General features: G+C 42.1%; 14 protein-coding genes and 1 other annotated feature. Of the genes, 12 read left to right on the top strand and 2 right to left on the bottom strand.

All coding sequences use genetic code 11. From position 1 onward, the window contains the following. Positions 1-13 precede the first annotated feature (13 nt). From B806_RS0101180 to B806_RS0101140, 8 genes are all read left to right on the top strand, one after another. Positions 14-826 (top strand): zinc metalloprotease HtpX, encoded by an 813-nt coding sequence (locus tag B806_RS0101180; RefSeq protein WP_155757611.1) that lies wholly within the window; start codon positions 14-16, stop codon positions 824-826. A gap of 19 nt (positions 827-845) precedes the next feature. Further along, positions 846-1997 carry a trypsin-like peptidase domain-containing protein gene (locus B806_RS0101175; protein ID WP_000221973.1) on the top strand — a complete coding sequence of 384 codons (1152 nt, stop codon included), beginning with the start codon at positions 846-848 and terminating at the stop codon, positions 1995-1997. Between the two features lie 1037 nt (positions 1998-3034). Beyond that, positions 3035-3457 (top strand): hypothetical protein, encoded by a 423-nt coding sequence (locus tag B806_RS0101165; protein ID WP_000582283.1) that lies wholly within the window; start codon positions 3035-3037, stop codon positions 3455-3457. 33 nt (positions 3458-3490) lie between these two features. After that, on the top strand, positions 3491-4003 hold the full coding sequence (locus tag B806_RS0101160; RefSeq protein ID WP_005113776.1) for a hypothetical protein: 513 nt from the start codon (positions 3491-3493) through the stop codon (positions 4001-4003). A gap of 132 nt (positions 4004-4135) precedes the next feature. Further along, a complete protein-coding gene (locus B806_RS0101155; RefSeq protein ID WP_000991898.1) occupies positions 4136-4999 on the top strand; it encodes a hypothetical protein in 864 nt (287 codons plus the stop codon). A 775-nt stretch (positions 5000-5774) separates the two neighbouring features. Then, positions 5775-7343: a type I restriction-modification system subunit M gene (locus B806_RS0101150; RefSeq protein WP_017402507.1), complete on the top strand. Its 1569-nt coding sequence runs from the start codon at positions 5775-5777 to the stop codon at positions 7341-7343. Next, the gene (locus B806_RS0101145; RefSeq protein WP_017402506.1) at positions 7343-7597 is read left to right on the top strand and encodes a hypothetical protein; all 255 of its coding nucleotides are present in this window, start codon (positions 7343-7345) and stop codon (positions 7595-7597) included. Before B806_RS0101150 ends, B806_RS0101145 begins: the two co-directional genes overlap by 1 nt. Before the next feature lie 318 nt (positions 7598-7915). Further along, entirely contained in the window at positions 7916-9523 is a 1608-nt protein-coding gene (locus B806_RS0101140) for a hypothetical protein (RefSeq protein WP_005130205.1), read from the top strand. 102 nt (positions 9524-9625) lie between these two features. Here B806_RS0101140 and B806_RS0101135 read toward each other — a convergent pair whose 3' ends face one another. Further along, positions 9626-10108: a hypothetical protein gene (locus tag B806_RS0101135; RefSeq protein ID WP_004740156.1), complete on the bottom strand. Its 483-nt coding sequence runs from the start codon at positions 10106-10108 to the stop codon at positions 9626-9628. A 231-nt stretch (positions 10109-10339) separates the two neighbouring features. Between B806_RS0101135 and tatA the strand changes: the two genes are divergently transcribed. Genes tatA through tatC form a run of 3 tightly spaced genes read left to right on the top strand, consistent with a single transcriptional unit; the run spans position 10340 to position 11713 of the window. Beyond that, positions 10340-10567, top strand: coding sequence for a Sec-independent protein translocase subunit TatA (tatA, locus tag B806_RS0101130; protein WP_002123495.1), 228 nt, complete (start codon positions 10340-10342; stop codon positions 10565-10567). A gap of 33 nt (positions 10568-10600) precedes the next feature. Next, positions 10601-10945, top strand: a complete 345-nt coding sequence (gene tatB / locus B806_RS0101125; protein ID WP_002123497.1) for a Sec-independent protein translocase protein TatB — start codon at positions 10601-10603, stop codon at positions 10943-10945. After that, positions 10946-11713 (top strand): twin-arginine translocase subunit TatC, encoded by a 768-nt coding sequence (gene tatC, locus B806_RS0101120; protein WP_002123494.1) that lies wholly within the window; start codon positions 10946-10948, stop codon positions 11711-11713. It begins immediately after the preceding gene. 201 nt (positions 11714-11914) lie between these two features. Here tatC and B806_RS0101115 read toward each other — a convergent pair whose 3' ends face one another. Then, positions 11915-12124: a helix-turn-helix transcriptional regulator gene (locus B806_RS0101115; RefSeq protein WP_002123499.1), complete on the bottom strand. Its 210-nt coding sequence runs from the start codon at positions 12122-12124 to the stop codon at positions 11915-11917. 356 nt (positions 12125-12480) lie between these two features. Between B806_RS0101115 and B806_RS0101100 the strand changes: the two genes are divergently transcribed. Next, positions 12481-13700 (top strand): IS3 family transposase gene (locus tag B806_RS0101100; RefSeq protein ID WP_107908566.1). Its coding sequence is split into 2 segments (ribosomal slippage): positions 12481-12757 and positions 12757-13700, totalling 1221 coding nucleotides; the frame shifts between segments, so codons are not numbered across the junction. After that, positions 12756-12872 (top strand) — a sequence feature (AL1L pseudoknot). It overlaps the preceding gene by 117 nt. Positions 13701-13708: the final 8 nt, after the last annotated feature.

Below are 13708 nucleotides of genomic sequence, written 5' to 3'. Positions count from 1 at the left end.
GGGTGACAGCGCTCTGTGGCTGGCGCTGGCGGCCGCGGGGTTCACCCTGCTGCTCGAACCGGCGGCGGCTTCCGGGCTGACCCTGCGGCTGTATGGCGCACGCCCTCTGCACCCGAATGAAGCGCCCGATCTTTGGGCTGTGTTGCGCGAACTGGCGGCGCGGGCCGGGTTGCCTGCCGTGCCGGTACCGCACTACGTGCCCAGCGGGGTCGTCAACGCCTTCGCCACCGGTACGAAGCATCACGCGGCCATCGCGCTGACCGACGGTCTGCTGCGTAGCCTCACGCTCCGCGAGTTGACCGGCGTGCTCGGCCACGAAATCGCGCATATTGCGAACGAGGATTTGCGTGTCATGGGGCTGGCCGATTCCATCAGCCGGCTCACCCATCTTCTGGCCTTGTTGGGGCAAATCATGCTCCTCTTCAGCCTGCCGGCCTTACTGTGGGGCACAGTCGCTATCCAGTGGCCGGCGCTGCTGTTGCTGGCCGTTTCGCCGCAGCTCGCGCTGCTGGCGCAACTGGGTTTGTCGCGGGTGCGCGAATTCGACGCCGACCGGCTCACCGCCGAATTGACCGGCGACCCACAGGGATTGGCTTTGGCGCTCGCCAAGATCGAGCGGGAGAGTCGCGCCTGGCTGCTGCCCGGATGGGGCAACCCGGAACCCTCCTGGTTGCGCACGCATCCGGCGACGACAGAGCGCATCCAACGCTTGCGGGAATTGGCTGATTCGATGGCACCGCAACCGCTTCATTCCAGCCCATTTCTGCCGGACATCCCCTTGGCGCCACGCCCACCGCGTTGGCGCGCCAGCGGTGTCTGGCGCTGATTTCAACAAGGAGAATGGCATGACCTACCCCGATCTCAACAGCCGCCCGGCGCCGGACCGATTCATCCGGCGCTGGCTCGTCATCACTGGCTGCATCGCCGCACTCATGCTGCTGTGGCAGTTCTTGCCTGCCATCGAAGCCTGGTTCAGTCCGCGCGAAGCGGCCGAGCGCACGGTGACACCGCGTGGTGATCTGGCGGCAGACGAGCAGACCACCATCCAACTGTTCGAGAAATCGCGCGGGTCGGTGGTTTACATCACCACGGCGCAACTGGTGCGTGACGTCTGGTCGCGCAATGTCTTTTCCGTGCCGCGCGGCACCGGCTCCGGCTTCATCTGGGACGATGCCGGCCACGTGGTGACCAACTTCCACGTCATCCAGGGGGCATCGTCTGCCACGGTCAAACTGGCCGACGGTCGCGATTATCAGGCTGCGCTGGTGGGCGCCAGCCCCGAGCACGACATCGCCGTGCTCAAGATCGGCGTCGGCTTCAAGCGCCCGCCAGCTGTGCCGGTGGGCACCAGTGCCGACCTCAAGGTCGGGCAGAAAGTGTTCGCTATCGGCAATCCCTTCGGATTGGACTGGACGCTCACCACCGGCATCGTCTCGGCGCTCGACCGCACCCTCGACGGCGAAGGGGGCGGGCCTGCCATCGATCACCTGATCCAGACCGACGCCGCTATCAACCCCGGCAACTCCGGCGGCCCGCTGCTCGATTCGGCTGGGCGGCTGATCGGCATCAACACCGCCATCTACAGCCCTTCGGGCGCGTCCGCTGGCATCGGTTTCGCTGTGCCGGTGGATACCGTCATGCGCGTGGTGCCGCAACTCATAAAGACCGGCAAGTACATCCGTCCGGCGCTGGGCATCGAGGTGGATGAGCAGCTCAACGCGCGTCTGCAGGCGCTGACCGGTAGTAAGGGCGTATTCGTATTGCGCGTGACGCCGGGCTCGGTGGCGCACAGGGCCGGGCTCGTCGGCGTCGAGGTCACCGCAGGCGGCATCGTGCCCGGCGATCGCGTTATCAGCATCGACGGTATCGCCGTCGACGACGTCACCACATTACAGGCCCGGCTAGACGACAAGAACGTTGGAGATGTTGTGGTCTTGTTAGTGGAGCGGGCCGGCAAGACTCGCGAGATGCTTGTGGAACTACAACCGGGAGTTTGATGGAAAGTGGGTCATGGATCTGCACAGCGAAGCAGTCAAGCGACTTCAGCCTTGCGCCGAACTACGAGCCCTAGCTAGTGCAGTGGGGGGAAGGCTGTTTAGGTTAAATGGATATAAGGGAGTCATTTTTGATTGTGTTTTTAAAAGAAGATGTTGATTTTTTTGGGTAAGCATTTAGGGCGTCCAAGGGTTGGAGCAGTTGGCACGGATGAGAGAGCTCAATGCTCGCTAGGGATTGGATCTATGTGTTTTTTCTGACTGACTGCTTACGTGTTGGAACGGGCAACATCGGAAAAGGATGAATTTTTATTTTCACCATTTACCGTATTTTTCGAGCCTGGGCGAAAATTAGGATGATACTTTAGCGCCCTTAATCATTCTCCCATGAAAGGCAAAACGATCCAGTCTCGGGTGTAAGTGCTCACAACATACTGATATAAAATGGATTTTTTATGAATAGGAGAGCGCGCGACGTTTCTCTCTGTTTTTAGGGTTAGGATGAAACTTAACCTTGGTGAAAGATGTGACCAAGATTATGACTAGATTAATAAGTCTTTATTTTTAAAGACTTATTTTATATTTTCTTTTAGTCATAATTTTAGTCATAAAATATAGAAAAACTAGATCAAAATACAACCAAATAAGTCATAAAAAACCGATTCCATTTTAAATCTATGGTTCAAATCGATAAAGCATTTGGTTCATTTCAATTATTAGATTAAAACAAGGCTCATGTCGAACACCAAACTTTTAGGTCAGCTCTTGTTGTTTTCTTTATGTACGATTCAGTACATGCTAATAACTTTGATATCTCTTCGGTAATAACTGATTTACTTAAGCCGGGCTGAACAATGGCATGGCGAATTTAAACCGATCGTTAGCCTTTCGGACGTGAAGTGGACCGACGTCAAAGACCGACACCGTAAAGAGTTCCAAGCGCTTATTAATAAAATCAAACCCAATCAGCAAGCATTGAATGCCTAATTTTGATTGCAATAATAAGTAAGCACTTATTTATAATTAATGGGTATTACGTTATGATTATTGCTGAAAGTATTTTTAGCCGTATTGGCAATCTGCGCAAAGTTATGTCAGACCCTCAAATCGCCTGCCTTCTATCAGGAACCAAAGGTGTTGAGAGTGAGCATTACAAAGACTTGATTATCAAAGTCGATGACATCGTAGCCAAATGCCCTGTTACCTATCAAACAGACGGCCAAGGCGACAACGCAATATGCCAAATGCATTACTTCAAGGGAGATAGCGACGTTTACATCGTTGAATTAGACGTTGCTGGTCCACCTCATACTCAAGCATATGGAGTAATCAGACTTAATGGCGGTTATCCGGAGCTTGGATATATCGATTTAGATGAATTGATCAAATATGGGTTTGAGCTTGATTTGTATTACGCCCAACAGACAGTTGGCGAAGTTATGAGAAAACTTACCTATGAGTAAACACGACGATACCGTAAATGAAGGAGAAAAATAATGGCGCGTTACTTTGACATGTTTAGCAAAGAGATTTCTAAGGAAGAATATGAAAAGTTACGTGCCCATTTTGAGGAAGTTTTTAGAAAGCATGCCGAAAACGAACCAGACACTTTGCCGCTAAACATGTTTTCGGTGCGCGAATTTCAAAATGAAAATCTATGTGTGCAATTAATATGGCTCGGTGAAATCAGCGATAAGATAGTCTCCAGCCACTACAAGTCACAATATCCTATCTTTAAAATTGCGATCTTGAATAAACGGAATGATGACCGATGGTATGAAGAACCTTTATCCAAGACGTACAACCGGCGGTCATCAGCCGATGCGGAATATGAAGATATCCTCTTGAAATACTCCAAATGTTATTACGATGAAGAAGGTAACTTTACCTATAGTGAGGACAATATTTCAAAATGTATTCATGAGCGAATTACGGTTGAGAACCTAGAAGAAGAACAACTACCTTCCATCACCTTCAAACCGAAAACCAACTTTGATTCAGTGTGGTAACACACTGAATCTTATTATTTTACTTTACCTACAACATCGCCATCATTTCGCTTCTTATCCACACGGCGCTCAATAAACTACATACAGCAGCAAGAAAACTGCAATAACTTCAACTAATAAAGGTATGTAAGTATGAACGCAAAAGCTACTAATCAAGTAAAAGATGATGAATTACTTATATCTAATCTTTTTGATCAACTTGATATTGATGAATCAGAACTCGACATGGCTTTAGAGCCAACAGCCGAATCTGCTGCTGTTCAAGATGAAAAGCTAGTCGATGAAGAGTTGCATGATGTTGAGTTATTGGACAACTTAAATAATGGCGCGTTTGACGATCTGATTAACGAGGAAGAACTTGATTTAAATCTTGAAGCAGAAGAAACAAAACAGCCAATTGTTCCAGAAAAGCAAAATAGCGCACCTCAGAAAGTGACAACAGAAAATAAAGCTGCAAAAGAGAAACCTAAATCTACACAGCAACGTGTGACACACTACAACTCCAAGAAGTCAGAAGTTCTCTTAGACCGTCTAGGCGGTAGTGCAGACATGATTCTTCTTGAAGCGAGTGATATTGATTTACCAAATGACAAGCTTAAAGAAAAACAAGAAAACCTGTTACGTATCCTGAACAACCAACCGACGGTAATTGGTACACGAGGTAATGTTGAGACAGTTCAAAAGAAAGTAGCTGAGAAGGTCATTATCTTGTTCACCTATTTCAAGAACGGTGGAAACTTAAATAAGGTCATGAGAATCGCATTTGAGACGATTATTACAGATGGTTATATTACAACTGGTAAAGGTGGCAATCTATATAACAACCTGTTGAATGCACATTACTCAGAAGGTACAGCGCGAGCGCAGGCGGGACAGATGCTCCAAATGTTCCCCCTATTGAAAATTGCAACAAAAGAAGGAAATAAGCTAATTCCAAATGAGCAGTCGCTAATTTTAGCCAAGATGAAAGCTGATCTCTTTCCAAGTGAAAAGTAATAGAAAAAAGCGGTAAAAAGGGAGTGTCAAACTCCCTTTATTTTTGCCTATGTCAAAAACACTATTTTCCTGCTTCTAATTTGCGCGCTAATTACGTTAAAAAAATTTTTATAAAGAAACACTCACGCTGAAAATAAAATTAAATCTAGCGCTTTACAACGCAAAATAGCACTGCTTATATATAAGCGCTTACTTATAAATATTGTTATGCTCTTTTAAAAATATAAAACAGTAGATAGAATCCATATTATTAGTTAGCGCTTACTATATATTTCCAGATAATTACATTTACTATTCACTCAACACTGGCTTTGTTGCACAAACCTAGCCTATAAGGTTTATTCAGTCCTATAATTTCAAAATGAATAAACCTACTCCTAAAACGAATTAGGTCGTCCTCATACCCAAGTTGTCACTTGAATTCTGTTCAAATGAGCAGAGTGTTATCTTTTAAATCTTTGTGCAACAAAGCCATTGGACATTAATTAATGCGTATATTGATGCTGAATATGACCAACTTTAACAAACCGCCTTTTTATTTATTTTGCTTATAAATATTTTTCTAAGCATCTGTAATTTTGATATGGGCCTTAATTTAAATTATGATACTTGAACCTGTTAATCTTTTAAAATCCAAATAAAACCTTGTATATCAATATTATTGATATGCATTTAGTGCGACAAATTTTGTCTTTCTATTTCCAATTTTGCTGAAAAAACTTTAATTTTCGGTAAACTAGTCATGTTTTATTCATTTCATCGGACATGCATAACAATGACCCAAGTACAACTGCAACAATTACAAAAACAACTTTGGAATATTGCCAATACTTTGCGCGGCACCATGGGCGCCGATGAATTCCGTGATTACATTCTGGGTTTTATTTTCTTTAAATATTTATCAGAAAAATCGGTGAACTTTGCCAACGAATTGCTCGATGGCGAAGACCTCAGTTTTTTAGAGTTAGATGAAAATAATCCTGAGCATGTGCCATACATCGAAGAAATTAAAAAGAATGCCATTGCCGAAGTGGGTTATGCGCTCACTCCAAAACAGCTATTCCATACCTTAGCCGAGCGTGGTCGTCAGGGCGAATTCATTTTGGATGATTTAACTGCAACCTTAAAATCAATTGAACAAAGCACGTTAGGCACCGACTCTGCCGATGACTTTGCCAACCTGTTTGAAGATTTAGATCTAAACTCGACCAAGCTTGGCAATAATGCCAGTGACCGTAATGCACTGGTGGCGAAAGTCCTGAGTCATTTAGATGACATTGATTTTGATATTTCCAATACCGAAGCCGATGTACTGGGGGATGCTTACGAATACCTGATTGGTGAGTTTGCCTCAGGCGCGGGCAAAAAAGCGGGGGAATTCTATACCCCGCAAACGGTATCGACTCTACTGGCGAAGATTGTCACGCAAGGCAAAGACCGTTTACGTTCAGTCTATGACCCGACCTGCGGTTCAGGTTCGTTGTTGCTACGGGTAAAACGTGAAGTTAAAGATGTCGATATGATTTACGGTCAGGAAATGAACCGTACCACCTACAACTTGGCGCGCATGAACATGATTTTGCATGATGTGCATTTTGCAAAGTTCGACATCAAGCAGGAAAATACTTTAACCCGTCCGCAGCATTTAGATAAAAAGTTTGATGCGGTGGTGGCGAATCCGCCATTTTCTGCAAAATGGTCAGCCGATCCGTTATTTTTACAAGATGAACGCTTTGCTGCTTATGGCAAATTGGCGCCAAGTTCTAAAGCCGATATGGCTTTTGTACAGCACATGCTGTATCAACTGGATGACAATGGCACCATGGCGGTGGTGTTACCGCATGGCGTATTGTTCCGTGGTTCAAGTGAGGGCGTGATTCGTCAGTACTTGATTGAGCAGTTGAATGTGGTGGATACGATTATTGGTCTACCCGCCAATATTTTCTATGGCACCTCGATTCCGACCTGTATTTTGGTGTTGAAGAAAAACCGTGAGAATAGCAGCAACATTCTGTTTATTGATGCCAGCAATGATTTTGAAAAGCAGAAGAACCAAAACAAGTTATTGCCTGAGCATTTGGATAAGATTGTTGCGGCATTTGAAAAGCGTGAAAATATTGAAAAATATGCGCATGTCGCGACCTTGCAAGAAGTGAAAGATAACGATTACAACCTGAATATTCCGCGTTATGTGGATACCTTTGAAGCGGAAGCCGAGATTGATTTAGATGCGATTGCAAAACAGCTTCAAGCTTTGGAACAAGACAGCCAAAATACTGATGCCATTATTGCAGATTTCTGCAAAGAGCTAGGTATTGCTTCACCGTTTGCGGAGGTGAAGTAATGGCTGCGCCAAAATTAAGGTTTAAAGAGTTTGATGGGGATTGGAACAAAAATACTATTGGTAATTTTGTATTAAATTACAAAGGTGGTGCATCTCTAACACCAGCAGATTTTGTAGAATATTCAGATTGCGAAGTTATTCCTAAAAAAGCTATATCTTCTGGTGGATTACTTCAATTGGATAAAGTTGTTCCAACTTTTTGCACTCTTGAATTTTTGATGTGTGCTGAAAAAACAGGAGGATTACCGCATTGAAATGGAAGTAACGACAATAGCCATTGCGGGAGAATCGGTTCGAATTCTATTGTGGCATTAATGTTGCTCGGGTAGTGATATTTTAGTTCATCTATGAACTTAGTTGCATCATATGGGGGCGTTATAAAAACAGAATTAAAATAAATTTTAAGTACATAAAGCATGAGTATTATCAAAATTAGAGAAAAACCAATAAATATCATTTTCGGCGATTATTTGCTCAAAAAATCAAAGTTCTTCATAATTTCTACATATTTTATAAAATTGGTATAGATATTGTATTTATCTAGGCGGTTTTAATCCAACCTAGAGGAAATGATGATGGCACAGCCACAAGTGAACCTACAAAAATCAATTTTAAATACTCCCTTGACTCGACGCTCTATTTTGATTGGGGGAATGACCTTGCCTGCGGTATCCATGCTTACGGGCTGTGGTGGCGGCGGAGGTGGTGGTGAGGTTGAGTCGGATGTGGTGATACCGATTGCACCGTTTGACCCAGATACAACACCGCAAATTCCAGATCAAGGCGAAAAGACTGAGCCCGAACAAGGTACTGAGCCGATCATTAGTCCAGATGCGGTGAAAATGAATGTGGGGATCTATAACTTTGAATATAATTCTTTTGCGCAATTACGTGCACGTCGCAAAGTAAGTAAAGGTACAGCAGGTTCAGTTTTGGTGACCAATAAAGATGGTACTGAAACGGCTTGGGAAAGTATCGTAGATTATGTCAAGCGCTCGGTCGATCATCGTTTTGTATTGTTGTACCGAGGGATGTTGACTGCTTTTGCTGAGCGCCCACCACAAGACTATGATGTCACCTTTTTTACTGCTCCAGAATTTTATTGGAATGTGCCTTGGACTGATTTTTTGAATACGGATGAAGTCTTGGTAGTTGCAGATTTATTTTTAGAACTCGTCACACAGAAAGTCCGTAGTTTGATTGCTAAGTTTCCTGAATGTGATTATGGAAAACTGGTACTTCTCCCAGGAACTATCGCAGTGTTAAAGCCATCAGTAAATATTTTTAACAAAGATGGTAGTGATGCCAGCACCGATAAAAATCCAATATTAGAAGCAACGAACCATTTGGTATGTGTGCATAATCTGTCTTTAAATGATGAGCATCAGCGCCCTGCATATATGGTTTGGCCAAAACGCACTGTGTCTTGGATTGACTTCATTGGTGATAGAAGATGTGATCGAGGGGATGAACTTGGTAATAATGCCAGTAATCCTGATCTGGAGAACTATGCACATGTTTGTACTTTAAATGGAGAGGAAAAGCTGGTGGTAAAAATCCAGCGAGTTTCGTCTGATAAAGTTCAAGCCTTTGATGATTATGGTCGTCAATTATTGGACACCACATTTAATAATGAACTAATTGAAGGCTTGCCATTTGGGATAAATATTTGTTTGGACTACGCAGTTGCCAGTACGACTACAGATAAGTATCGCATGGCACAGCTAAAAAATACCGAGTTTAAATTGGATTTTGTAATCTCTGCTGGTATTGGTCTAGTTGCAAAAAACTATCAAGATGCTTCAACGGTACAGTACGCCATTCATAATGATGGTATTCAAGGTAGTAATCAAAACCCATATCAAGTCAAATATGAGTATTTTAGTAATGTTTCGCAAATTTTTTATGATAAGCGAATAGGGGCACCATACCTTCTGTCATTACCTGCACTTGGAACGACCGCTGATGGCTCAAGACAATCTACAACGATGATTTCAGTTGATAACAGCACAGATTTTACTTATCCAGAACGTTATTCAGGGATGCCATCAATTACTGATGAGATTAATTCAGCCAATGTTCGGGTTTGGAGTTTGCCTGTTGATGTGACTGACACCTTGAAGACGCAAGAAACAGTCACTGCAATGAAGTCTGAAAACTGTGAAGCGGCTGTTGCATAAATTTGCTTGATTCGTTTTGGGAATTTATAAGATGCGTGGTTGAGCTCAGTTTTTGATCTCAACCACAGTGGGGTAACACCGTTTCAGTTATTGTTCTGGTGGTTATTCTAGTCGCTGTGGTGAAAGTATATTTTGTAAATTATCTAAATAGTTTTGACGAAGTGAAAGTTTGCACTGCGATCGTGTGATTGAGCTGGATTTAGTCAATTTTGATGTATTCATTAAATCATTGCACATCATTCTTTCATAATTTTCATATTTAGATTGAATGCTTTTTTTATTTATGTGAGGTTTTTTATTATCTAATATTTTATTTATTTTATTTATTTTATTATTAATATCTTCCAATTCTTTTTGCGTACAATCTACTGCAAGGTTGAATCCTTGTTTGTGGTCTGATATGCACCTTTCATATGCTTTTGAATATCCTTCTGATTGATTGTTTTTCGGAGGGTTTTGGCTGTCTATAATACTGCTTTTAGTAGTCGTGTACTTTGTGTTGTGTGATATGCCACTATCGCTTGCCTTTGCACAACTTAATGATAATAAAGCAAATAATAAGGTGGTAAGTATTGTATTGTTCATGCGTTGATCCTCGATTGTATACAGCTAAAGCTGTAGTTAAGCTCAATAAGCATCAGTTACTATATGTTTTAGATAAAGACTTGTAAAATAAAAGTGTGAATTAATTTTCCTGATAATGGTTGATTAAAATTTGACGACACAATAATTTATTTTTAATTTTTTATTTATTTTTAAGTTCTTTGGTGTAGTATTTATTTTAAGTTATTTTTTTGTTTAGGTGAGGGTTGTGAAATGGCAGGTCTATCAATTTGGCATATTTTATTGTTCTTGATTATTGTTGTTTTGCTTTTTGGTACATCGAAGCTCAAAGGGCTGGGTCGTGACCTAGGTGGTGCGGTTAAGGATTTTAAAGATTCAGTAAAAAATGAAGATCAAGATCAAAAACTACTTGCCGAAGATACTTCGGTGATTGATGTGTCTAGTCATACCGTTCGAGATGCGTCACATACGCAAAAGTAATTTTCATCATTTGGCATAAAGGTGGTTTAACCAATGTTAGATATGGGATTTAGTGAAATCTTACTGTTTGGTATTGTCGCTATTGTGGTGCTTGGTCCTGACAAGTTACCACAAGCAATGCGTACAGTAGGGCGATGGTATGGAAAAGCTCGACGCTTAATGCATAGCGTGCAGCACGATATTGAGAAGGAGCTCAATCTGCTCGAGATGAAAGAACAAGTTCAGCGTGAACTTGATCAAATCCGTGCAGTAGAACGAGATATGCAACAGCAGTTGGTTGAAATGAGAAAGAGTGCTGAAGATATTGCGAGTACAAAAGCGCAACAAGGGCAAAGTAATCCAGCTGCTCAACAACCTGCACAAAGTATAGGAGAGTAGATGATGGCTTCTTCACAAACTCAACAAAGTGATCAGCCGTTGCAGTCTATGCCATTGATGTCGCATGTGATTGAACTGCGTAAATACTTGATGCGGATATTGATTGCGGTTTTTGCCGCATTCTTTAGCATGATTCCATTTGCCAATGACTTGTATGAAGTGCTTTCAAAGCCTTTGCGTTTACAGCTTCCTGCAGATGCGACCATGATTGCCACGGATATTACCACGACATTTATGGCACCATTTAAGCTCAGCTTTTTTATCGCAGTAATCGTGGTGATGCCATACATTCTGTACCAGATTTGGCTTTTCATCACGCCAGCTTTGTATAAGCAAGAAAAACGTATTGCAGTACCATTGCTCGTATCAAGTATTGTATTATTTTATGTTGGTATCTCGTTTGCGTACTTTATAACTTTACCTGCAGTGTTGGCATTTTTCTTACATGCAGCACCCGAGGCAGTTGCACCAATGACTGATATTAATAGCTATCTGAGTTTTTGCTTGAAATTATTTTTGGTCTTTGGGGTAACTTTTGAAGTGCCTGTAGCGACATTATTATTGATTTTGGTGAACTTAGTTTCCGTGGAAACACTGACTCGAAATCGACGTTATGTGATTGTTGGCTGTTTCTTTGTTTCGATGTTTATTACGCCACCAGACGCTCTTAGTATGGTAATGTTGGCGATTCCGATGTGGCTACTTTTTGAGATTGGGTTGATGTTTGGGCGTTTTATCGAAAAGTCCAAAACGCCACAAACTGCTTAATTGTAAGTCAAAGTATGAGTGGTAGAACTAGTAAGCTAGTTGTGCCATTCATGGCTGAATTTCTATTGTTTAGGCTCTGTATAAAGTTTTGCATGATGATTTTAAAGTACAGGAAGTACTTGGCAAAACAAAAATTCTAAAACTAAGCCAATCAGAAAAATAATAGGTTCTGCGACTAAATGTGTCGTTCAAAAAACTATTTTAATCTGGTAATAAGTCTTTGGGGCTAATTTGTAAAACCTGTGCGATTTGATACAGCTTATCTACTGTCAGATTGACTTCTCCACGTTCGATACGCCCTAAATAGCTACGATCTATTTCACATTTTAAAGCTAATGATTCTTGAGTAATGCTTGATTCGGTTCTTTTCTGACGAATAATTTTCCCAATCTTTACTGCTAACGCTGTCATTTTTACTGGAAAGTATAAAAAACAGTAATATCAGTAATTGAGGACTATAAATCCACGGACTATAATCCTCTTTTATTTGCTGGGCAGTCCATTATGAAAAATTCCGTACATCTACCTTTTTACAATGAGTTTATGGACATCTTTACAAATTATGAAATTAAAAATTGGCAGGCTAAACATTTTTGGGAAAAAATGATCATTGGTAAAAAATCTAAAACTAAACAACATCGGCGACTGATGTATGTGGGATTGCGAGTTTTAGTAAGGTGCAAGTACTTAGAAGTAGATGTATCAGAATCTACATCATGAACCGTACCGGGTTTGTCGGAGACTCAGTATTCTGAGAGAATGTTCCGATGACCAAATTAAAATATACCCCTGAAATCAGAGAAAGAGCGGTTCAATTATTGATTGAATCTGAAAAAGACTATCCATCTAATTGGGCTGCGATCACAGCTATTGCGCCTAAGATTGGTTGTACTCCTGAAACACTTCGTGCTTGGCATCAAAAGCATTTAGATGAGCAAAATCCTATCAAAGTACAACAGATCTCTGATCAAGAAAAAATGAAGCAAATGGAACGTGAAATCAAAGAATTAAAGCGTGCCAATGAAATTCTGCGTAAAGCAGCCGCTTTTTTCGCCCAGGCGGAGCTCGACCGCCCACACAAATAATGGTGGATTTCATCCATAACAATAAGGCGTTATATGGTGTTGAGGCGATTTGTAGGATTTTACCGATCTCAGCTTCTACCTATTATCGAACACTAGATATTGCTGAAAACCCAGAACATCGAGCAAAGCGAGATCTACATGATTTGCATCATGCTGAACAAATTAAACGAATTTGGAAAGAAAGTTCAGGTCGATATGGTGTACGTAAAGTTTGGCAACAACTGAAACGTGAAGGTTATGTTATTGCACGCTGTACTGTTGCTCGATTAATGAAAAAGCTAGGTATACAAGGTGTTTGGCGAGGTAAGAACAAACAAACCACCCGTAGCCGAGATGACCAAAAACGAGCAGATGATTTAGTGAAACGTAATTTTACTGCTGATCATCCTGACCAACTGTGGGTCAGTGACTTTACGTATATTCAAACTCATTCAGGCTGGGTCTATACCGCCTTTATTATTGATGTGTTCTCACGAGCAATTGTTGGCTGGAAAGTATCTACACGAATGAATACAGATATAGTGCTCGATGCATTAGAGCAAGCATTGCATGATCGAGGCATGCCAAAGAATGTGATTCATCATTCCGACAGAGGTGTGCAATATCTTTCCATTCGTTATACCCATCGTTTAGAAGCAGCAAATTTACGAGCATCAGTCGGTACGAATGGTGATTCATACGATAATGCTTTGGCTGAAACGGTGAATGGCTTATACAAAACAGAGGTGATTGAATATCTAAAAGCAGATTGGCAAGGTTTAGCAGATGTACAACTTGCGACACTAAACTGGGTAGATTGGTTCAAAAAAAAGCGTGTACACAGTGCACTGGGTTATGTATCGCCTTTTGAGTTTGAAGCAATGTACTATGATAAGATTAACCCGTTAGGTCAGGTGGCCTAACTTAAATA

Origin of the sequence: Acinetobacter sp. TG2027 (assembly GCF_000302435.1) — a bacterium.
Lineage (GTDB): Bacteria > Pseudomonadota > Gammaproteobacteria > Pseudomonadales > Moraxellaceae > Acinetobacter > Acinetobacter pittii.
The sequence above is the reverse complement of the archived record's forward strand: the minus strand, read 5'-3'. Positions and strand labels throughout refer to the sequence as shown.